This is a genomic window from Castellaniella sp. (assembly GCF_049651205.1).
In the GTDB taxonomy this organism is placed as follows: Bacteria; Pseudomonadota; Gammaproteobacteria; order Burkholderiales; family Burkholderiaceae_B; genus Castellaniella.
This window is the reverse complement of sequence record NZ_JBASBR010000004.1, coordinates 127,054-147,013: the sequence shown is the minus strand read 5'-3', so window position 1 is coordinate 147,013 and position 19,960 is coordinate 127,054. Positions and strand designations below refer to the sequence as shown.

At 58.6% G+C, this 19,960-nt stretch carries 19 protein-coding genes and 2 tRNA genes; 10 read left to right on the top strand and 11 right to left on the bottom strand.

Annotated features, from left to right (window positions below; all coding sequences use genetic code 11):
* The first annotated feature begins 66 nt into the window (after positions 1-66).
* Entirely contained in the window at positions 67-816 is a 750-nt protein-coding gene (locus WA928_RS01845) for a GNAT family N-acetyltransferase (protein WP_424299574.1), read from the top strand.
* Between the two features lie 66 nt (positions 817-882).
* Here WA928_RS01845 and WA928_RS01840 read toward each other — a convergent pair whose 3' ends face one another.
* Positions 883-2,370 (bottom strand): exopolyphosphatase, encoded by a 1,488-nt coding sequence (locus WA928_RS01840; RefSeq protein WP_424298803.1) that lies wholly within the window; start codon positions 2,368-2,370, stop codon positions 883-885.
* 70 nt (positions 2,371-2,440) lie between these two features.
* On the opposite strand from WA928_RS01840, the gene ppk1 reads away from it, so the two are divergent.
* From ppk1 to WA928_RS01800, 8 genes are all read left to right on the top strand, one after another.
* On the top strand, positions 2,441-4,510 hold the full coding sequence (gene ppk1 / locus WA928_RS01835) for a polyphosphate kinase 1 (protein ID WP_424298800.1): 2,070 nt from the start codon (positions 2,441-2,443) through the stop codon (positions 4,508-4,510).
* Positions 4,511-4,630: 120 nt separating this feature from the next.
* Positions 4,631-5,677: a phosphate ABC transporter substrate-binding protein PstS gene (gene pstS / locus WA928_RS01830; protein WP_424298797.1), complete on the top strand. Its 1,047-nt coding sequence runs from the start codon at positions 4,631-4,633 to the stop codon at positions 5,675-5,677.
* Between the two features lie 176 nt (positions 5,678-5,853).
* On the top strand, positions 5,854-6,795 hold the full coding sequence (pstC, locus tag WA928_RS01825) for a phosphate ABC transporter permease subunit PstC (protein WP_424298794.1): 942 nt from the start codon (positions 5,854-5,856) through the stop codon (positions 6,793-6,795).
* A 5-nt stretch (positions 6,796-6,800) separates the two neighbouring features.
* A complete protein-coding gene (pstA, locus tag WA928_RS01820) occupies positions 6,801-7,661 on the top strand; it encodes a phosphate ABC transporter permease PstA (RefSeq protein ID WP_424298791.1) in 861 nt (286 codons plus the stop codon).
* Positions 7,662-7,678: 17 nt separating this feature from the next.
* Positions 7,679-8,461 carry a phosphate ABC transporter ATP-binding protein PstB gene (pstB, locus tag WA928_RS01815; protein ID WP_417251586.1) on the top strand — a complete coding sequence of 261 codons (783 nt, stop codon included), beginning with the start codon at positions 7,679-7,681 and terminating at the stop codon, positions 8,459-8,461.
* Positions 8,462-8,582: 121 nt separating this feature from the next.
* The gene (locus WA928_RS01810) at positions 8,583-8,972 is read left to right on the top strand and encodes a PepSY domain-containing protein (protein WP_424298788.1); all 390 of its coding nucleotides are present in this window, start codon (positions 8,583-8,585) and stop codon (positions 8,970-8,972) included.
* On the top strand, positions 8,969-9,634 hold the full coding sequence (locus WA928_RS01805; protein WP_424298785.1) for a response regulator: 666 nt from the start codon (positions 8,969-8,971) through the stop codon (positions 9,632-9,634). Before WA928_RS01810 ends, WA928_RS01805 begins: the two co-directional genes overlap by 4 nt.
* A complete protein-coding gene (locus WA928_RS01800) occupies positions 9,631-11,010 on the top strand; it encodes a sensor histidine kinase (RefSeq protein WP_424298782.1) in 1,380 nt (459 codons plus the stop codon). The genes WA928_RS01805 and WA928_RS01800 overlap by 4 nt, the downstream gene beginning before the upstream one ends.
* Positions 11,011-11,040: 30 nt before the next feature.
* On the opposite strand, the gene WA928_RS01795 is transcribed toward WA928_RS01800, so the two are convergent.
* The 6 genes from WA928_RS01795 to WA928_RS01770 all read right to left on the bottom strand — a co-directional run bounded on the left by WA928_RS01795 (position 11,041) and on the right by WA928_RS01770 (position 15,719).
* Positions 11,041-11,451, bottom strand: a complete 411-nt coding sequence (locus WA928_RS01795) for a DoxX family protein (RefSeq protein ID WP_424298780.1) — start codon at positions 11,449-11,451, stop codon at positions 11,041-11,043.
* Between the two features lie 18 nt (positions 11,452-11,469).
* A tRNA-Pro gene (locus WA928_RS01790) sits at positions 11,470-11,546 on the bottom strand.
* A 39-nt stretch (positions 11,547-11,585) separates the two neighbouring features.
* Positions 11,586-13,487 carry an LTA synthase family protein gene (locus WA928_RS01785; RefSeq protein WP_424298777.1) on the bottom strand — a complete coding sequence of 634 codons (1,902 nt, stop codon included), beginning with the start codon at positions 13,485-13,487 and terminating at the stop codon, positions 11,586-11,588.
* A 20-nt stretch (positions 13,488-13,507) separates the two neighbouring features.
* Positions 13,508-14,737 (bottom strand): phospholipase A, encoded by a 1,230-nt coding sequence (locus WA928_RS01780; protein WP_424298774.1) that lies wholly within the window; start codon positions 14,735-14,737, stop codon positions 13,508-13,510.
* A gap of 52 nt (positions 14,738-14,789) precedes the next feature.
* The gene (tam, locus tag WA928_RS01775) at positions 14,790-15,560 is read right to left on the bottom strand and encodes a trans-aconitate 2-methyltransferase (RefSeq protein WP_424298771.1); all 771 of its coding nucleotides are present in this window, start codon (positions 15,558-15,560) and stop codon (positions 14,790-14,792) included.
* Between the two features lie 82 nt (positions 15,561-15,642).
* Positions 15,643-15,719: transfer RNA gene (locus WA928_RS01770), tRNA-Arg, on the bottom strand.
* A gap of 153 nt (positions 15,720-15,872) precedes the next feature.
* Here WA928_RS01770 and WA928_RS01765 point away from each other — a divergent pair.
* A complete protein-coding gene (locus WA928_RS01765) occupies positions 15,873-17,093 on the top strand; it encodes a trans-sulfuration enzyme family protein (protein WP_424298768.1) in 1,221 nt (406 codons plus the stop codon).
* A gap of 69 nt (positions 17,094-17,162) precedes the next feature.
* On the opposite strand, the gene WA928_RS01760 is transcribed toward WA928_RS01765, so the two are convergent.
* The 4 genes from WA928_RS01760 to WA928_RS01745 all read right to left on the bottom strand — a co-directional run bounded on the left by WA928_RS01760 (position 17,163) and on the right by WA928_RS01745 (position 19,873).
* Complete coding sequence (locus tag WA928_RS01760) at positions 17,163-17,642, bottom strand: carboxymuconolactone decarboxylase family protein (RefSeq protein ID WP_424298765.1); 480 nt, start codon at positions 17,640-17,642, stop codon at positions 17,163-17,165.
* A gap of 66 nt (positions 17,643-17,708) precedes the next feature.
* On the bottom strand, positions 17,709-19,163 hold the full coding sequence (gene cls / locus WA928_RS01755; RefSeq protein ID WP_424298762.1) for a cardiolipin synthase: 1,455 nt from the start codon (positions 19,161-19,163) through the stop codon (positions 17,709-17,711).
* Positions 19,164-19,201: 38 nt separating this feature from the next.
* On the bottom strand, positions 19,202-19,435 hold the full coding sequence (locus WA928_RS01750) for a hypothetical protein (RefSeq protein ID WP_350382186.1): 234 nt from the start codon (positions 19,433-19,435) through the stop codon (positions 19,202-19,204).
* Between the two features lie 9 nt (positions 19,436-19,444).
* Positions 19,445-19,873, bottom strand: a complete 429-nt coding sequence (locus WA928_RS01745) for a multidrug/biocide efflux PACE transporter (RefSeq protein WP_424298758.1) — start codon at positions 19,871-19,873, stop codon at positions 19,445-19,447.
* Positions 19,874-19,960 lie beyond the last annotated feature (87 nt).

The following is a 19,960-nucleotide window of genomic DNA, read 5'->3' as shown; positions in this document are numbered from 1 at the left end:
CCGCCCGATTGCGCGCCCTTGCCCGGCCACGTAGCCGGGCCTTACGGCTTGCCGCCTCCAGTGCCCATGCAGCATATCAACTGGCCAGGCGTTGAGGCCGCGGGGCTGTCGCTCAGCATTGCGCGCACCCCCGAACAATTACACGATTTGCAACGTTTGCGATTTCGAGTGTTTACCGAAGATTTGGGTGTGCATTTTCCTCAGGCGGTAGGCGACCGCGATGTCGACGAGTTTGATCCCTGGTGCATTCACTTTATGGTGCGCGATACTCGCAGTAATCGGGTGGTGGGAACATATCGTCTGCTAACCCCTGAAGCGGCTAGGCAGGCAGGCCGTTATTACTCTGAGTCAGAATTCAACCTGGCACCCTTGCAGGCCGAGCGCTCGCTGCTGGTCGAAGTCGGACGTTCGTGCATTGATGCCGAGTATCGCCACGGGACAGCCATCATGCTGTTATGGACGGCGCTGGCGCAGGTGATGGTGCAGGGGGGCTACCGCTATATGCTGGGCTGTGCCAGTGTCAGTGTGCGCGACGATGGTGTGGTTGCCTCTGAGGTCTGGCGCCAGGCACAGGCTTTGATGGCACGCCGGCCAGATGTGCCACAGATCAAGCCTTTGCATCCTTATCCCCTGACAGCTTTGTGCCAAACCCAACCGGCCCGCGTTCCGCCCCTTATCAAGGGATATCTAAAGGTAGGCGCCACCATTTGCGGCGCACCAGCCTGGGATCCCGATTTCAGTACCGCGGATTTTCCGATCCTGCTGGATCTGCAATGGCTGGATGCCCGCTATCGGCGTCATTTTGGTTTGTGTTAGCCGGTGTGTCAGGGCTTTGAACGCCCCTTGAACGCGGGATCTCCGGCGATTGTCTTTGCCTGATGATTACACAACGTCAAGCGTAAACCCTGCTTTGCGCCAGACTTCGATTTCGCCCTTGAGCAGGAAGCCGCTCAGTGGGTGCTTGTCCAGCCAGCCTTCATCAACCCTCAGATGCAAGGCCTGCTCCAGCGCCTGCATCTTGAAGGGCAGGGTTTCGAGAGGTTCACGGCGACGCAATACCAGGACAGCCAGACGCAGGCAGAACAGGGTTAGCCACTGAATACGCGTGGGCTCGAAGTGGCGCACCTTGGCCAACCGGCCATGCTGGCCCAGGGCCAAAAAGGCCAATTGTTGTTGGTCATCATGCGAAAAGCCCGGCATGTCGGCGTGCTGCAAAATATACGCGCCGTGCTTGTGGTAATCGTTACGGGCAATAGCCAGGCCGATCTCATGCAGTTGTGCAGTCCAGCCTAGCGCCTTGCGCTGCTCGATGATCTGCGGCTGTGTGTCATCCAGCTGCAGCTGGTCAAATAGCGCCAGAGCCATTTGTCGAACTGCCTCTGCCTGACTGCCATCCACCTGATAGCGGTGGCTCATTTGCCTGACTGTGGCGTCACGCTGATCCTGATGGAGATCGCGGCCCAGCAGATCGTGCAGTACCCCCACACGCAGGGCACCATCGCCGGCATCCATCTGCGTGATACCGAGTTCCTGGAAGCTGGCGATCATGATCGCCAGCCCTCCGGCCAGCACGGGTGCGCGTTCGGCTTTAAGGCCTGCCCAATCCTGGAGCCGGACTTCGCCGGCCTGGATCAGTGCCTGACTGAGTTTCTCCATGCCCTCCAGCGTGATGCCCTGCTGGCTGAAGCCGTTTTCAAGCAGAACCGCCAGTAAACCTTTGGCTGTGCCAGACGAGCCATACGCTTCATCCCAGCCCATCAGGCGGTAAGGCCGCGCAATGCCTTCGAGGACACTGCGGGCGGCCACGATGGCGCGCTGCATGCGTGTGCGAGTGATGTGTCCGGTGCCAAAAAAACGTCGTGTCCAGGTGGTGCAGCCCAACTGCAGGGAGGCCAGTTGCAGGGGAGTATGCCCTTTGCCAATGATGAATTCAGTGGAGCCCCCGCCGATATCGATGACCAGCCGGCGGTGCTCTGTTGGAGGTAGATCCTGGATGACGCCGAGGTAGATCAGGCGGGCTTCTTCTTGGCCGGAAATCACCTCGATCGGAAAGCCGAGTGCCTGTTCGGCTGCGGGCAGGATCTCGGCGGCATTGCGTGCCACGCGAAACGTGTTGGTGGCGACTGCGCGGACGTTGGCGGGAGAAAACCCCTGCAGCCGCTCGCCGAATCGCTTGAGTGCGGCGATGGCCTGTGCCACGGTCTCTGGCGTGATGCGCTGGTGCTCATCCATGCCGTTGGCCAGGGCGACGAGTTCGCGCAGTCGGTCTTCGGTATATAACTGAACCGAATCCCCGTGGCGCACGATGCGCCCGATGGAGAGCCGAAACGTATTGGAACCGAGGTCGATGGAAGCCAGAAGGTTGTCCATGCCCTTACCTGAGAATGTCACACTGTGCGATTATAGTGGTCTGCACATGACAGGCTTTGGAGTCCCCCTCATGCACGGCGTACAGACCCCGCCACCTTTGCTCAATCGTGAGCTTTCCGTTCTCAAATTCAACGAACGCGTGCTGTCCATGGCAGAGCGCCCGGACGTACCGCCACTGGAGCGGCTGCGGTATCTGTGTATCGTGGGGTCAAATCTGGATGAATTTTTCGAAATCCGGATGGCCAGCCTCAAAGAGCAGCAGCGGCAAACCCCCGAACTGACCGGCGTCGATGGGCTCACGCCCGCCGGAGCCTTCGAACGCGTGCAACGGGCAGCCCATACCCTGGTCGACCGCCAAAATCGCTTGCTGACCGGTGAGGTGATGCCCAAGTTGATGGAGTGCGGGGTGGGGTTGGTGTATTCCACCGGCTGGACGGATCTGCAGCGCGAATGGGCCTATGGCGTTTTCCTGCGCGATGTGCAGCCATTGCTGACACCTATTGGCCTGGATCCAGCCCATCCGTTTCCACGCGTCTATAACAAAAGCCTGAACTTCATTGTGTCCCTGAGCGGCGAGGACGCGTTTGGGCGCGAAGGGCATATCGCCATTGTTCAGGCGCCGCGGGCGTTGCCGCGCATGATCAAGGTACCCTCCGAGATCTCCGGGATTTCTGATGGTTTCATGCTGCTCACCACCTTGATCAATGCATTTGTGGGTGATCTTTTCCCGGGCATGGACGTTCAGGGTTGTTATCAGTGGCGCGTCACGCGCAACAGCGACCTCTTCGTCGACGAAGAAGAAATTACCAATCTGCGTCTGGCGCTGCAAGGCGAGCTCTCGCAGCGCAATTTTGGTGCCTCTGTGCGTCTTGAAATTGCCCATGCGATGCCGCCGGATCTCGAACTGTTTCTGCAAAGAGAGTTCAACCTGGGCATCGCCGATACGTATCGCGTCAATGGGCCTGTCAACCTCTCGCGCCTGATGCAGTTGTGCACGCGGGCCAATCGTCCGGATCTCGAATACCCGGTGTTCAGGCCCCGCATCCCGGCTCCCTTTGATGGCGATCTCGAACGCCCGGAGGCCATGTTTGCGGCATTGGCCGAGCGCGATCACCTCCTTCATCACCCCTATCAATCGTTTCAGCCGGTGCTGATGTTTCTGCGTGCTGCGGCGGTGGACCCCCAAGTGGTGGCAATCAAGCAAACCATTTATCGCACTGGCGAAGACTCCGAGCTCATGAGCTTGCTGCTGTCCGCCGCGCGGGCAGGCAAGGAAGTCACCGTGGTGGTCGAGCTCATGGCCCGTTTTGATGAACAAACCAATATCAACTGGGCTGCACGCCTCGAAGAAGTCGGCGCCCATGTCAGCTACGGGGTGGTGGGGCACAAGACGCACGCCAAGATGGCGTTGGTTCTGCGTCGAGAAGAAGGCCGGATCCGGCGCTATGGGCATCTGGGCACAGGCAACTATCATCCCCGAACCGCCAAGCTATACACTGATTTTGGGCTGCTGACTGCCAACCAGGCGATTTGCGAGGACATGGATCAGGTGTTTTCCTTGCTGACGGGGCTGGGGGCGCGACGCGAACTCAAGCTTCTGTTGCAGTCACCTTTTACGCTGCACGATACTGTGCTCGAGCTGATCCACTCCGAAACGGCGTTTGCCCAGGCAGGCAAGCGTGCCCGGATTCGCGCGAAGATGAATTCGCTGCTGGAGCCCACCGTCATCCAGGCCCTTTACGAGGCCAGCCAGGCAGGGGTGCGCATAGATCTGATTGTGCGTGGCGCCTGTGCCTTGCAGGCTGGGGTGCCCGGTTTGTCAGAACACATCCGGGTGCGCTCCATCATCGGACGCTTCCTCGAACACTCGCGAGTCTTTTATTTTTATCAGGATGGCGCTGAACCCCTGTATTTATCGTCAGCCGACTGGATGGATCGCAATTTTTTGCGGCGCGTCGAGCTGGCGGTGCCGGTGCTGGACAAAACCTTACGGCGGCGTGTCATTGACGAAGCCTTTACCTTTGCCTGGCGTGATAACCAGTTGGCCTGGGCGGCACAGCCGGATGGCCGCTACCAGCGTGTGCGCAACCGCCGGGTGCCGGTCAATTTGCACCAGCACTTGATGGCCCGGCTGGGGTAGTGCTTCGCAGGTGACGTCCTGGCTTTTGTTGTCATCAAACTGTCATGCAAGGTCTTTAAGATGCTGTTCTGACGCACAAGCAGACGCGTCACCTTCAATTAACGATACAAGGTCTTCTACATGCTAAAACGTTTGTTGGTTCAATGTGCAACAGGCTGCCTGCTGGCTGCTGCCGCGGGCTCACCTGCCATGGCCGCTGACATTACAGGCGCAGGGGCATCCTTCCCTTATCCCATTTATGCCAAGTGGGCTGCAAAATATCACGAAGTCACTGGTAATCGAGTCAACTACCAGTCGATCGGCTCGGGTGGTGGGCAACAGCAAATTATCGCCAAAACGGTTGATTTTGGTGCTTCAGACGATCCCATGAAACCCGATGCCCTGAAAAAACACGAGCTGGTCCAGTTTCCGGCAGTGGTCGGGGGTACCGTGCCGGTGGTCAATATCAAAGGGATCGAACCGGGTAAGCTCAAGCTGACAGGCCCTATCGTGGCAGACATCTTCCTGGGTAAGATCAAGAAGTGGGATGATCCCGCCATTGCCTCGATCAATCCGGATGTGAAATTACCTTCCAACAGCATTGTGGTGGTGCACCGTGCGGATGGTTCGGGCACAACCTTCGGCTGGACGCACTATCTGGCCCAGGTCTCTGGCGATTGGAAAAACACCGTGGGTGTTGGCAAGTCTGTGAAATGGCCCACTGGCCAGGGTGGCAAGGGTAACGAAGGTGTTGCAGCCTATGTGCGCCAGATCGGCAACTCCATCGGGTATGTCGAGTACGCCTATGCGCATCAAAATGGTTTGGCCTGGACACAGCTGCAAAACCGTGACGGTCAGTTTGTACAGCCTTCGCAAAAAGCGTTTGCCGCTGCGGCAGAGCATGCCGATTGGGCTTCTGCGCCGGGTATGGGTGTGATCCTCAATAACGAGCCGGGTGCTGATTCCTGGCCTGTCACGGCAGCCACGTTCATTTTGATGGCCCGCACACAGGAAAACCCAAAGCAGGCACACGAAGTGCTGGCCTTCTTCGACTGGGCCTGGCGTGAAGGTGCCGACATGGCCCGCGAACTCGATTACGTCCCCCTGCCGGATGTGGTTACAAAGTCGATTCGCGCCATGTGGGTGCAAGACATTCATGGCAAGGACGGCGCAGCTGTCTGGAAATAAGCGGTAAGTAGTGTTGGTTGGCAAAAGGCCCGTGTTTGGGCCTTTTGCCGCACCAGGATCCCTGATTTGGCCACTGGCGCATCTGCGGCCGGTGGTTTATGGGAAAATACGACTTTTCAACCTCTTTCGGCGGTCTGTGTGTTTTTTCAACAGTCCGTCAATCTTGAAGCTCCTTCATGATCAATCAACACCGAAGCCTGCTGGTGGATACCGGTTTCCGGCACCTCACACGCTTCTTTGCGTTTCTGGTTTTCGTCCTGCTGGCAGGTATTCTTGCGTCGCTGGTGTATGGCAGCCGCGAGACGCTGATTCGTGATGGCTTGGCGTTTCTCTGGACCAACAACTGGGATCCAGTCGCGCAACAGTTTGGCGCCCTGGTACCCGTGATGGGTACTGTGGTGAGTGCCTTGCTGGCTCTGTTGATTGCGGTGCCTGTCTCGTTTGGTATTGCGATGTTTCTTACCGAACTTGCCCCGGCCTGGGTGCGTCGTCCACTGGGCGTCGCCATCGAGATGCTGGCAGCCATTCCGTCCATCATTTATGGCATGTGGGGGCTGTTCGTGTTTGTGCCCTTGTTTCAGGCCTATGTGCAACCGCTGATTGTCGACACCTTTGAAGGTGTGCCTGTATTGGGTGCCTTGTTTGCGGGCCCGCCAATGGGCATTGGCCTGTTTACGGCGGGGCTTATTCTGTCCATCATGGTGATACCGTTTATTGCGGCAGTGATGCGCGATGTGTTCGAGCAGGTGCCGCCCATGCTGAAAGAATCCGCCTATGCGCTGGGCAGCACCACCTGGGAGGTAGTCTGGAAGGTCGTCTTGCCATACACCAAGCATGGCGTCATTGGCGGCATCATGCTGGGCCTTGGGCGCGCCCTCGGAGAAACCATGGCCGTCACCTTCGTGATCGGCAATGCCTTCAACCTGCCTGATTCCCTCTTTTCCCCGTCCAATTCCATTGCCTCGGCACTGGCCAACGAGTTCAACGAGGCAGGTGGCATACAAAAATCGGCATTGCTCGAGCTCGGCCTGATCCTGTTTTTGATCACGACAGTGGTTCTGGCACTGTCCAAATTCATGCTTCTGCAACTATCGCGCAAAGAAGGCGCACACCACTGACGCCCATGCCTGCTTCCGAATCTACCATCGCTCTCAGTAACCCGATTTACCGGCGCCGCCGCGTATTCAATCGCCTGATGCTGACGCTGTCGGGGCTGGCGCTGGCGTCGGGTCTGTTTTGGCTGGCCTGGATCATTGCCACGTTACTGATCAAGGGTGGCAGCGCCTTGTCGCTGACATTGCTGCTCGAAAGCACACCGCCACCGGGTGCCGCGGGTGGCCTGCTCAATGCCATTGTCGGCAGTGTGTTGATGTCGGGTGTGGGTACCCTGATTGGTACGCCCATTGGGGTGTTGGCAGGCACTTATCTGGCAGAATACGGCCGCCGGGGCTGGCTGGCGCCGGCTACCCGCTTTCTCAATGATGTGCTGTTGTCGGCTCCCTCCATCGTCATCGGCCTGTTTATTTACGCCGTGTATGTGGCTCAAGTGGGGCATTACTCGGGCTGGGCCGGTGCTTTTGCCTTGGCAATCCTGGTGATTCCGGTGGTGGTGCGCGCCACCGACAACATGCTGTCTCTGGTGCCCAACAGTCTTCGAGAGGCCGCCGCCGCCTTGGGCTGCCCGCAGTGGCGGGTGGTGGTGTTCATCTGCTATCGCGCAGCGCGCTCAGGGATTATTACCGGCATTTTGCTGGCAGTCGCCCGGATCGCCGGCGAGACCGCACCGTTGCTTTTTACCGCACTGAATAATCAGTTCATGTCCTGGAACATGAACGCCCCCATTGCCAATCTGCCGGTGGTGATTTTTCAGTATGCCGCCAGCCCCTTCGAAGACTGGAACCGCCTGGCCTGGGCCGGGGCTGCTCTGATCACCTTGCTGGTGCTGGCCATCAACATTATTGCCCGTAGCCTGTTTCGCAAATAATCTGCCCTGGTTCGCTCATGACATCGTTTAATACTGCTATCACCGAACGCACCAAGCTGGCGGTGCGTGATCTTGATTTTTATTACGGCACTTTCAAGGCCTTGCACGGTATCAATATGGATATCGCCGAAAACAAGGTAACCGCATTTATCGGGCCTTCGGGTTGTGGCAAATCTACCTTGTTGCGCACCTTTAACCGGATGTTCGAGCTGTATCCGGGGCAACGTGCCGAAGGCACAATCGAGCTCGACGGAGAAAACCTTCTCACTTCCCGGCTGGATATTGCCCTGATTCGTGCCAAGGTGGGGATGGTGTTTCAGAAGCCCACGCCGTTTCCCATGAGTATCTACGACAACATCGCATTTGGTGTGCGCCTGTTCGAACGCCTCAGCAAAGGCGAAATGGACGAGCGCGTCGAATGGGCACTCACCAAGGCAGCCTTGTGGGATGAGGTAAAAGACAAGCTGGGGCAAAGCGGCAACGGGCTCTCTGGTGGCCAGCAGCAGCGCCTGTGCATTGCACGGGGCGTGGCCATCAAACCCGAAGTCCTGTTGCTTGATGAGCCTTGTTCGGCACTGGATCCCATCTCTACGGCCAAAATCGAAGAGTTGATCGCTGAACTCAAGGACGATTACACGGTAGTGATTGTTACCCACAATATGCAGCAGGCCGCACGCTGCTCGGATTACACCGCCTATATGTATCTGGGCGAGCTCATGGAGTTTGGCCCCACCGACCAGATCTTTGTGAAACCGGCGCGCAAGGAAACCGAAGACTACATCACCGGTCGCTTTGGGTAGGCATAGCCGAAGCCCAGGCACTGGCGGGTGCTGCTGATCAGAACCCGCTGTGCTGGTATTCACCTGGGGTTCATGATTGCCCCGCTATGCTGCAGGCATGTGAATTATCAAGGGGCTTCGCGTGTTACGCAAATTTCTTCTCGGCTTTTCGCTGCTGGTCATGCTCGTGGGCGGGGGCTTTGCCCTGAATGCCGCCCAGGCGCACGATCATGATCGTACCCGTGCCGAGCAACTGCAGGCCATGGGTAAGGTATTGCCACTTCAAAAGATTCTGGATATGGTGGCAGCTGAATATCCCGGCCAGGTGCTCAAGGTTGAGTTTGAAGAAGAAGACGGCAAGGATCTGGGGCTAGCCTGCCAAAATGATGAGGCATGCCCAAGCCAATGGATCTACGAACTCAAGATCCTGCAGGATAATAGCCGGGTGACCAAACTGAAAATCGACGCCCACACCGGCAAGATTCTTTGGGTGGGGCAGCGCAACCCGCATCACAAGAGGGGTCGTTCATGAGGCTTCTGGTGGCTGAGGATGAACCCGTGCTCGCTGCCCAGCTGACCTCCGCGCTACAGTCTGCCGGATATGTGGTGGATGCGGCTGCGGACGGGCTGGATGTCGAGCATCAGGGCCTGTCAGAGCCCTACGATCTGGTGGTTCTGGATCTGGGCTTGCCTGGGCGCGATGGGTTATCCGTGTTGCGACGCTGGCGTGAAGCAGGCCGCGTGTTTCCGGTGCTGATTCTCACTGCCCGGGATCATTGGCACGACAAAGTAGGCGGCATTGATGCCGGGGCGGACGACTATCTCACCAAGCCCTTTCATCTCGAAGAATTGCAGGCACGGGTGCGGGCTTTGTTGCGCCGGGCGGGCGGCCATGCGTCGGCTGATATCCGCTGTGGCCCCTTGCTCCTGGACACCCGACAAGCCGGCATCAGTCTTGATGGCCAGCCGCTGGAGCTTACCAGCCATGAGTATCGGGTGCTGGCCTATCTGATGATGCATCACGGAGAGCTGGTATCACGCAGCCAGTTGGTGGAACATATTTATGCCCAGGATTTCGACCGTGATTCCAATACCATTGAGGTATTCATCGCCCGCTTGCGGCGCAAAATCCCACCCGAGCTGATTCAGACCGTACGCGGCCTGGGCTATCGTCTGGTGGCCGGGCCAACATGAAACCGCGCCTGCACGCACGATATCAGTCTTTGCGGATAAGGCTGCTGGCTGCCTTGCTGGCATGGGTGTTGCTCAGTGTGCTGGCTGCCGGATGGGGGATTCAGCAGCTCTTCCGGCAGCACATCATGGCGCAGTTGCAGTCCGAACTTAATATTTATCTGGATCAGCTCACAGCGGTTTTACAGGTAAATGCCGGCGGCCAGATTGCGCTCAGCCCCTTGCCGGGCGACCCTCGTTTCAACCAGCCGTATTCAGGCTTGTATTGGCAGGTTTCCGTGCCGCATGCTGATGGCAAAATCACGCCGGCTCTGCGCTCGCGCTCGTTGTGGGATGCCGACTTACCTCAGCAATACAGCGGCTTGCAGATGGGGCAGGATCTTGCCGCCGAAGCAGCAGGCCCGTCGGGCCAGCTGCTGCGTGTGCGCGCCCGGTTACTACAGCCTGCCGATGGGCCCTACGATGAGCTTCTGCTGATAGCAGGGGCTGACCAGCACCTGTGGGCTGAGCCTATTGGCCGTTTTAACCGGATGCTGGCGCTGGCGCTGGGCATTCTGATGCTGGGTATGGCCATTGCCGCGTGGGCCCAGGTGTCTTACGGGCTTAGCCCGTTGGTACGTCTGAGGCGCCGCTTGCTGGATGTGCGAGAGGGCCGGGCCAGCCACATCGAAGGTGTGTTTCCCACAGAGGTTCAACCACTGGTGCAGGATTTCAATGAGGTCCTTGACCGTAATCAGCAGGCGCTGGACCGAGCCCGTCAGCAGGCCGGCAATCTGGCGCACGCGCTGAAAACCCCGCTGGCCGTGTTGGCCAATGCAGCCAGGGTAAAAGACCCTGCTTTATCAGAACTGGTTTCCGAGCAGATCCAGGTGGCACACCGTCAGGTGGATTACCACCTGGCACAGGCGCGTGCGGCCGCTGCGATTCGGGTACGAGGCTTAGGCAGTCCGGTGGCACCCTTGTTGCAGGGCCTGGTGCGGGTGATGCAACGGGTTCATGCCGATCGGGCCTTGCAATATGATCTGTCTGGTGTGGATGAATTGCTGGTGTTTCGGGGAGAATCCCAGGATTTTGAAGAGATGCTGGGCAACGTGCTGGACAATGCGGGTAAATGGGCCCGGCACAGGGTACAAGTCAGTGCTCGCAAGCACGAGAACATGCTTGAAATCAAGGTAGAAGACGATGGCCCTGGCTTACGCGCCGATCGCATTGAAGCCGTGTTTGAGCGTGGTCGGCGGGCCGATGAGCGCAGGCCGGGCTCTGGTCTGGGCTTGGCGATTGTGAGGGATCTTGCCCAGTTGTATGGAGGCCGGGCTTACATGGAAACAGGCACCCTGGGGGGTGCCTGTGTCGTGATCTGCCTGCCGGCTGCCGGGTAACCGCTTGCCGGCAGATTTTCCTGGCAGGGCTTAGTTGTAGCGGCCGTTGCGGCCACCCAGGCTGTAAGCGCCTGCGCCCAACAAGGCCACTGCAATACCGCTGAAGAAATACATGCCCTGAAGCTCGAGTGCCCAGCCACCGCTGTTACCCAGCGCAAGTGCATCGGCCGAGTGCACCAGACCAAAGGCAAACAGCATATTGACGGCAACGATCAGGCCTGCGACACGCGTCCAGAGGCCGAGAACCAGAAGAACCGGGGCGAGGACTTCGCCGATATAGACGCCATAGGCGACAAAGCCGGGAATACCATGAGTTTGCAGCATGCCGGTGATCCAGCCTACGCCACCGCCCAGTTTTCCCAGGCCGTGCAACAGAATCAGGATGCCCAGAGCCAGACGTAAAATCAGTTTGCCGAGATCTTCAGTTGCTGTTGACGACATATGATGTCCTTTTAGTGATGGTCGGGGCGACATGATTCGAACATGCGACCCTCTGCTCCCAAAGCAGATGCGCTACCAGGCTGCGCTACGCCCCGACGTGTCAGGAACGCAAGATTCTACCACGAGCTACCGGGTTATTCGGTGACACGACGTTTGAGCCCGGGCAGCGTATGAGCCTGATGCTGATAGGCCCATGATGGCCACAGCGCGTGCGCCAGTGCAATTTCCGCCAGGGCAGGGTCTTGCGGCAGGGGGGCATAGTGATCAGGCGCGGTATAGCGGAAAAGTAGCGCTTCCTGGTGTGGTTCCAGTACCACAAGCGTGTCTTCCTGCAGGTAGCCATAGTGATCTTCATACTGCATCATGGCGCGCCCGCCAGTGCCGTCCTGGGTCAGGTCGTGGCCAATCATTGGGTGGGCATCATCGATGCCAATCAGGGATAACAGCGTGGGTGGCAGGTCAATCTGGCTGATGATTCGGGGGTCTTGCATGGCCGGTACGCCTGCACCAAGGATCAGTGCCGGGATATGAAAATGGCGCAAGGGGATGCGTTGTGCGCCACCCACCCGGGAATCATGGTCAGCCACAATCAAAAAGACAGTGTCTTCCCAGTAGGCACTTTTCTGGGCCTGCTCAAAAAACTGGCCGATGGCCCAATCGGCATAGCGAACCGTATTTTGTACCGTGGCAGGGTCGCCTTCTACAGCGATGCGGCCGGCCGGGTATTCCCAGGGCGTGTGGTTGCTGACGGAAAACGCCAGATGCAGTGTGGGTTGGTCTGTATCGGTTGACAGTAGATCATGCAGTTTATTGAACATGTCTTCGTCGCTGGCACCCCAGGTACCGACAAATGCAGGTGACTCGAAGCTGGGCAGATCGTGTAGCTCGTCAAATCCATTGCCCAGAAAAAAGCTTTTCATATTGTCAAAATGGGCTTCGCCCCCGTATATGAAGCGCGAGCGATAACCGTGCTTGCGCAGCAGCTGGGCCAAGGTAAAGAAGTTGCTTTGTGCATTGGCCAGGCGCAATGCTGCATCAGACAAGGTGGGCGGAAACCCGGCTGTGACAGCTTCCAGGCCACGCACCGAACGCGTACCTGTGGCGTACGCTTGGGTGAAGTTCCAGCCCTGAGCGGCAAGTTTGTCCAGGTTGGGGGTCAGGTTGGCACCGCCCAGATTGCCGACGTATTGGGCCCCCAGGCTTTCCTGCACGATCAGCACCAGGTTTTTGGGCCGTGATGGGTGCTGGCTGGCAGGTTGGTGGTGCAAGGTGGGCAAATCAGGTGGGCCGGGCGGGATGTTGGCAAACTGGCATACCAGGGCCTGCAGACGATCGTCGGGCAGATTGCCATACACATCGGCCGCCGAGCGCTCATTCTTGATGGCGTACAGCGCAAACAAAACGTTGTAAAAGGAGTTGAGCGGCAGGGTATTAAGCAGGCTGTCGCCACACCAGGCCACCGAGGCAGGGTTGATGGGGCGGTGCCCGAGGGTGCCCCGAATGGCTAGCACGATCAGTGCGCCAGCCAGGAGAGTCAGGGCGATACGCCAGGGCCAGGCCGGCAAAATGTTGGGGGCGGCCGATGCAAACAGCATATGACCCAGCCAGGCAGCCAGCGCCATGGCCAATACGGCGGCCGCCAATACCGTCTTGTAGCCTTTCCAGAGCATCCCGAACACTTCTTTTGGGTACTTCAGGTAATCAAGGTACAGTCGGTTGGGGCGGCTGTCGTACTCGAGGATGAATTGCGGTGTGGAGATCTCCAACAGTACAAAGACCAGCCACACAAGCTGCAGCCAGAGGCCAGTGACAAAAATCGCCATGGGCTGGTCGGCCAGCCATGGGGCGAGCAAAGCCGGTACGCCTGCCCACATGGCGATCTGGTTAAGATCGATGCGCAGCCCCCAGCGAAACACAATCCAGGGGGATGGCCCGGCTTCTTGCAGACGCGGCCACAGCCACAGGGCCAGCAGTGTGCGGCTGGCGGTTAAAAACACCAGCATTGCCAGGATGAAAATACCGATCTGCGTAAACATACTGTGTCCTGGAACAGGGGTCAGGGAACCAGCGCGATGCCGATACGAACTTGTGGGTCGCTTTTTTGCATGTAGCCCAGCAGCGTTTCGCCGTATCCCTGGAAGTACTGAAGATACAGATACCCGTTCATGTGCAGAAACGTACGTTGAAGTGGCCAGGCCGCCTCGATCTGAGTGGCGTGCCCCTCGCTGCCTTGCCGGTACAGGCCCGAGAGCGCGAGGCCATTGTCTTGCTCGTAGCGCATTTTCCAGTCGACATAGCCGAGGTAATCCTGATAGCCCATGTCGCGATCTGTGGCAATGTATTGTTTGATGCGCGGCATGAATCTGATACGGCTGCCGCTGCCGAGCCGGTAGCTGACTTCGGGTTGCACGTACAAATCGTTGAGCGACCGTGAATCCTCGCCCTCCTTGCCGTTGGATTTATGTTCCACACCGGTGTTCAGGCCAAATGTCCAGCGCTTGTCCGGAGAATCCCAAAGTGATTCGCGTGCCCAGAACAGACTGGGGTTATAGGTGGTGTCCACGAAGGGGATGGAATCCGAGTGCAGATCCCACAGGGAGGTCTGGGTGTAGCCAAAGTACCAGTTATCCATGAAACCGGGGTGAGCCGGATCCGTGGGGCTGAAGGGTCGGTACTTGAAACTGAGCTGGAAGCGTGCATTGGCCCCGCCCTTGTGGCCCAGAGCGAAATACATGGGCTCGTAGGGAGAGAGCGCATTGCGGAAAGTCTCAAAGGGCGAAAGTGCTGCGGTTTGTTGCGTGGGTGCGGCGGTCAGTGGGCTTTCGGCAAGGCTTTCCCCGGCAGGTATGGTTTCGGGAGAGAGGCCCGTACCGCGTGCAATCGTGGTGCCGCCGTCCCCCACCTGAAGCGCCAACAAGGTGTTGTTTGCGCCATTTACCGTTAGTGTGATCAGGCCTTGTGCATCAGCCGGCACGGTGCTTGTCCACACCATCTTGGTAAATGTATTGGCGGGCAGGTCGGTTGTGTTGGCCGAGGTGCGCAACTGAAACTGGGCGGGGGTGACATGACCCTGGCTGTCCGTCCACTGACCGGCCAGTGTCGTGGGCACGGGGCTGGCCAGTGGGTTGCCGGTGTCATTAACCAGCAGGCCCTGAAGTTCGATGGCCGTGCCAGGCGCTGCCTGGGTGTTGCCCAGCCGTAGTACAAGCTCGGCGTGGACGACAGTGGACAGGCCAAACAACAGGGCGGGTAAAAGCAAAAAGCCTAAAAAACGTGGAATGATCATGAGTCTAATTTGGGCAAACAATGCTCAAAACTGTAGCACTGCTGCGGGGCGGCTAACGTGTCGCGACCAGAAAGAGGCGGGGGATCGGTAACAAAACAGATCCATCGGCCTGAGCGGGATATGCCGGTACCAATGCCTGTTGGTACGCATCCAGAAAAGCGGTTTGTTCGTCTGGCGACAACTGCGCCAGAAACGGCCGCAGGGCACTGCCCTTGAACCATTGCACAATATCAGCCACACCACTCGGCAGCATGTGCCAATAGACGGTGCGCCAGATATCCACGCGTTGGCAGTGTGCGATCAGCAGGTTGTAATACCAGGGCACTGGATGCTGGGGAAACTGGGTGCTGCGTTCGTTGCCGATGCGGGCCGACCAGCGGGGGTCGGTGGCTACTTGTCGCATCAGGGTTTTGACGGGTTCTTGCTGGTTGTCCGGCATCTGGATGGCCAGGCTGCCACCCGGGGCCAGCTGCGCAGCCAGCCGGGGAAACAATGCGGCATGGTTGGGGATCCATTGCAAGGAGGCATTGGCCAGGATCAGGTCGTAGGGCTGCCCGGGATCCCAGGTGGCGATGTCGGCCTGCTTGAAGCGGACATCAGGCAAGCGTTCGCGGGCGGCTGCCAGCATGTTTGCAGAAGAATCAATGCCGCAGATGGCCGCGTCCGGGTGGAGATGCTGCAGAATTTCGGTGGAGTTTCCAGGCCCGCAGCCCAGATCGGCTACCCAGGCAACTTCACGGGGGGGCACCGCGGCCAGCAGATCCCTGACAGGGCGGGTGCGTTCGGATTCAAACAGGGCGTATTGCGCTGCCGACCAAGTCATGGGAGGTGTCCTTGATAGTGTCGAAAACCCATCTACTGTCTATCGTCGGGGTGCTTCGACCGGAGTGAAGCAGCCCAGGCGCTGGCCCGCCCTGCAGGAGTCGAACCTGCGACCTACGGCTTAGAAGGCCGTTGCTCTATCCAGCTGAGCTAAGGGCGGTTAGAGATGCAGCTGACAGCCCGACAGGGCAGATGCATGTCCGTAAACCCTGAATTCTAACGTGCAATCGGCCGGCCGGCATTTGTATGCCTATGGATTGGTACGCCGCGGGCGGTATCATGATTCTTTTCCAGGCACTGGAGCCTTTTTCCCATGAATCCGCATTTGCCCGATGTTGCTGATCCTGCTTCCTGGCAGGAGCAAACCCTTGTATTGCATGGTGACGCTGCCTGTCACCATGATTCGGCCGTGGTGCCGCCGATCCATTACAGTGCTACTTTCCGGGCGGCATCGGCAGAAGCGTTTTCGGAGATGGCCACTTCGGTGCGGCCGGCCACCTTTTATACGCGTCACGGCAATCCCGTCAACAAGCACGTCGAGGCCATCCTGGCCCAGCTTGAGGGGACAGAAACCGCCTTGCTGACGGGCTCGGGGATGGGGGCGATCTGCACCACCGTTCTCGCGCTGTTAAAGGCTGGAGACCACGTGGTGGCTCAGCAGCGTCACTATATGAGTACTTCCAAGCTGTTTTCAGAGGTGCTGACGCGCTATGGGGTTGAAGTCAGTTTCTTTGATCAGACCAATCCAGACAGCCTGAAGGCCGCCCTGCGGCCCAATACCCGGCTCGTCATGGTAGAGACGCCCGTCAACCCCAGCCTGTCGATTACTGATCTGGCAGTGGTGGCCTCGATCGCCCAGGCACATGGGGCGCTGACTGTCGCCGACAACACGTTTGCCTCACCGCTTAATCAGCGCCCGCACGATTTCGGTATCGACATCGTGGTGCACAGTGCCACCAAGTATCTCGGGGGGCATAGCGACATCATGGCTGGCGCCATCTGCTGCAGCGAAGCCCTGGCTGAAACCATCTGGAAAATGCATGTCACGCTGGGTGCAGTGCTGTCGCCCATGGATGCCTGGCTGTTGCTGCGTGGTTTGCGCACCTTGTCACTGCGCGTCGAGCGCATCAATGCCAATGCTCTGGCAGTGGCCCGTTGGCTGGAAGCCCGGCCCGAGGTCGAGGAAGTGCTCTATCCGGGGCTGGAGAGTCATCCGCAGCATGCGCTGGCCAGTCGGCAAATGAAAGGCTTCGGCGCGATTGTGGCGTACTCATTAAAAGGCGGCTATGCAGCCACTCAGCGCTTTGTGTCCGGGCTTAAGCTGGCTACGCAGGCAGTCAGTCTGGGCGGGGTCGAAACCCTGGCCGTGCATACGGCCTCGATGTGGGCCAGCTCGATGACCGAAGCCGATATGCAGGCAGCAGGCATCCAGCCCAATTTTGTGCGGATGTCGGTGGGGGTAGAACACATCGACGACCTGACGGCGGATCTTGCCCAGGCGTTGGCGCAGGCTCAGAATCCATCACGCAAATAAAGCCAGGGGCCTGGCACTGCCCAGACGCTGGGCTTGAATCCAGTGTGTGGGCAACTGTCAGGGCAGGGTTCAGGACAAACCGGCTTTGTCCAGACCAAACTGTTTGTCGGCTGAGCCCGGCTCTGCCTGGAAGCCTACCCCCAGGCGGTTCCAGCCGTTGATGGCGACGATCAGGAAGGACAGATCTGCGAGCTCTTTTTCGGAGAGTTGCGCGCGTACCCGTTGGTAAAGCTCTTCGGGGACGCCATGCGCAGGCAGTTGCGTCAGGGCTTCTGTCCACTCGAAGATGGCTTTTTCCTTGGCATCAAACAAGGGCGACTCGCGCCAGACGGCGACGTGGTGCAGGCGCAGTTCGCGCTCGCCCGCCAGCTTGCCTTCTTTGACGTGCATGTCGACGCAAAATGCGCAACCATTGATTTGCGAGGCGCGTAGCGTGACCAGGTGGCCGATCTTGGCCAGAAACGGGTTCTGGTGCAGGGTTTGGCTGAATTCTGCGAACTTTTTTGCCGCCTCGGGTGAGGCCTGATAGTAGTTAAGACGTCGAGACATGGTGCGGATCCGATAAGCTCAATAAACAACCCGTTTATTCTGCACTATTTTGGTACTGTTTGCAGCTTACAGATAGGGGCTGGCCAACCAGATCAGGCGGTTGCGCAACTGCTTTGCAAAGGGGATGGCCTTGAGCGAATCCAGTGTGACGGCTTCTGAGTCGGCGATGGTTGCATCGATCTTGCCCGCAATTTGCTGTGCCAGAACCTGATCGTAGATTTCCATGTCCAGCTCGAAGTTCAGCCGCAGGCTGCGGGGATCAAGATTGGACGAGCCCACATACGACCACCCGTCGTCGATAGTGAGCAATTTGGAGTGGTCGAATGTGCCTCTGGACCGCCATACACGGCAGCCTGCCGCAATCACCTGATTCAGCTGCGAGGTCATGGCGTAGTTGACCAGGCGCAAGTTGTTGCGCCCCGGGATGACGATATCCACATGAACGCCACGGCGCGCTGCGGTATTGAGCGCACCCATCAGGGTTTGATCAGGCAGAAAGTACGGTGACTGAATGCGCACATTGTGTTGTGCCACTGCCAATGCACCCAGCAGCACATTATGTGTGGCGGCAATAAAGCGGTCGGGGCTGGAGCGCACGCAGCGTGCGGGCACTTGCGGCAGGGGGGTGCTGGTTGAACTTTGACACCAGTCTTCGATCAGCAGCCGTTCGCGGGTGGTGAATTCCCAATCGTTGGCAAACACGGCAAACAGCTGGGTGGCCACGGGGCCTTCTACCCGAAAATGAGTGTCGCGCGCGGCATGGCGGCCGGTTAAGGATTGCATGAATCCCTCGCGGATATTCATGCCGCCCACAAATCCGATGTGGCCATCGACAAACAGTACCTTGCGGTGGCTGCGCAGATTGGCGTATGGCATGCGCAGGCCCAATACGTGAGACATGAAAAGCTCGGTACGGATGCCATCGCGGCGCAGCAAGTGCACGATGGGGGGGTGAGAGTATTTGGACCCTACTGCGTCGATCAGGACGCGAATGGTGACACCACGCTCGTGGGCCCGGCGCAGGGCCTGGGCAAATTGCAGGCCGATACGATCGTGGTCGAAGATATAGCTTTGCAGGGCGATGCAATGGCTGGCCGAATCGATGGCCTGCAACATGGCCGGGTAGGCTTCGTCACCGCTGTCCAGCAAGGTGATGTGGTTGCCATCGTGCAGGGGAAACCGGCTGATGCGGTCGCATAACACTTTCAGCGATGAAAACTGTGGCCCTGCCAGGGTGTGGATATCGCGCACCGGCTCTCTGGCGTGGTTGACGTAGTCTTTGATCAGGCGGCTGCGTTGCGTGGATAGCTGATCGTGGCGGATCCGGTTGATGCCTGCCACCAGGTAGAGAAACGGCCCCAGCAATGGCGACATCAGGATCACGCCCACCCAGGCAATGGCAGCGCGGACATCGCTTTTGTTCATGGCGGCGTGGATGGCTGCAAAGGCCCCCACGAATAACGATAAGGTGGCCACCAGGTGGGGCCAGTAGGCGGAGAGGAATTCGGTGATTGCCAGCATGGCCTGCTATCTGTGTGCCAGGGCGGGGTGGGCCGCTGTCAGGGTTCGGTGCCCGGGCGCTGGCTGAGCGTATCCAGCCAGTCGGGGTTGGGGGGGCCTTCTGCCGCGGGCTGCTGGTTTCGGGAGTTGGCGCGCCAGACCCCGCCGCCAATACCCGGCAAAGGCTGTGTGCGATACCAGAACCAGCGGCCATCGGCATCCTGGGCGGCCCAGTTCCAGCCATCGGGCGCGGCAGACCAATCGGGCAAGACAGGAGAGTGGGGGGTGTTCATGAGTATGGCTTATGACGTGGTCACCAGATTCTCACGAATCTTGTCATATCCCAGATTGAAAAGAAAGCCGTACGGTAAATAGAACAGGACAAAGCCGATATCGAGGATCAGTGCCTGCAAATAAGAAATATCCAGCCACCAGGCAACAAACGGGATGGCAATGATGATCAGGCCAGCTTCGAAACCGCAGGCATGGCCCACGCGCACCCAGTAGCTGCGCTCGAACCCCCAGCGAGCCTGCAGGTGATCGAAGAACCAGTTATAGAGCATGTTCCAGGCCACCGCGATGGTGGCGATCACTGCTGTGAGGATGCCCATGCTAAGGACGGGCCGTTGGGTAATCCATGCCGCCAGTGGCGCGGATATGCCAATGGCAAGGATCTCGAACGTCAGGGCATGAAAGATGCGTTCGGAGAGTGACCGATGATGGATCTGCATGAGGGAAAGGTGCTTTGGGCGGTGTCGTCATCGCGTTAAAGCATCGCAGGCAGGGTCGTCCCCGACTGGCCCCGGAAAACGGGGATT

What these genes read in the sequence shown, in the direction of transcription:
- WA928_RS01780 (WP_424298774.1), bottom strand. Translation starts at nt 14,737, where the DNA reads ATGATCATTCCACGTTTTTTAGGCTTTTTGCTTTTACCCGCCCTGTTG.
- WA928_RS01845 (WP_424299574.1), top strand. Translation starts at nt 67, where the DNA reads ATGCAGCATATCAACTGGCCAGGCGTTGAGGCCGCGGGGCTGTCGCTC.
- WA928_RS01750 (WP_350382186.1), bottom strand. Translation starts at nt 19,435, where the DNA reads ATGAACACCCCCCACTCTCCTGTCTTGCCCGATTGGTCTGCCGCGCCC.
- tam (WP_424298771.1), bottom strand. Translation starts at nt 15,560, where the DNA reads ATGACTTGGTCGGCAGCGCAATACGCCCTGTTTGAATCCGAACGCACC.
- pstS (WP_424298797.1), top strand. Translation starts at nt 4,631, where the DNA reads ATGCTAAAACGTTTGTTGGTTCAATGTGCAACAGGCTGCCTGCTGGCT.
- WA928_RS01765 (WP_424298768.1), top strand. Translation starts at nt 15,873, where the DNA reads ATGAATCCGCATTTGCCCGATGTTGCTGATCCTGCTTCCTGGCAGGAG.
- pstC (WP_424298794.1), top strand. Translation starts at nt 5,854, where the DNA reads ATGATCAATCAACACCGAAGCCTGCTGGTGGATACCGGTTTCCGGCAC.
- WA928_RS01805 (WP_424298785.1), top strand. Translation starts at nt 8,969, where the DNA reads ATGAGGCTTCTGGTGGCTGAGGATGAACCCGTGCTCGCTGCCCAGCTG.
- WA928_RS01745 (WP_424298758.1), bottom strand. Translation starts at nt 19,873, where the DNA reads ATGCAGATCCATCATCGGTCACTCTCCGAACGCATCTTTCATGCCCTG.
- WA928_RS01800 (WP_424298782.1), top strand. Translation starts at nt 9,631, where the DNA reads ATGAAACCGCGCCTGCACGCACGATATCAGTCTTTGCGGATAAGGCTG.
- cls (WP_424298762.1), bottom strand. Translation starts at nt 19,163, where the DNA reads ATGCTGGCAATCACCGAATTCCTCTCCGCCTACTGGCCCCACCTGGTG.
- ppk1 (WP_424298800.1), top strand. Translation starts at nt 2,441, where the DNA reads ATGCACGGCGTACAGACCCCGCCACCTTTGCTCAATCGTGAGCTTTCC.
- pstB (WP_417251586.1), top strand. Translation starts at nt 7,679, where the DNA reads ATGACATCGTTTAATACTGCTATCACCGAACGCACCAAGCTGGCGGTG.
- WA928_RS01795 (WP_424298780.1), bottom strand. Translation starts at nt 11,451, where the DNA reads ATGTCGTCAACAGCAACTGAAGATCTCGGCAAACTGATTTTACGTCTG.
- pstA (WP_424298791.1), top strand. Translation starts at nt 6,801, where the DNA reads ATGCCTGCTTCCGAATCTACCATCGCTCTCAGTAACCCGATTTACCGG.
- WA928_RS01785 (WP_424298777.1), bottom strand. Translation starts at nt 13,487, where the DNA reads ATGTTTACGCAGATCGGTATTTTCATCCTGGCAATGCTGGTGTTTTTA.
- WA928_RS01760 (WP_424298765.1), bottom strand. Translation starts at nt 17,642, where the DNA reads ATGTCTCGACGTCTTAACTACTATCAGGCCTCACCCGAGGCGGCAAAA.
- WA928_RS01840 (WP_424298803.1), bottom strand. Translation starts at nt 2,370, where the DNA reads ATGGACAACCTTCTGGCTTCCATCGACCTCGGTTCCAATACGTTTCGG.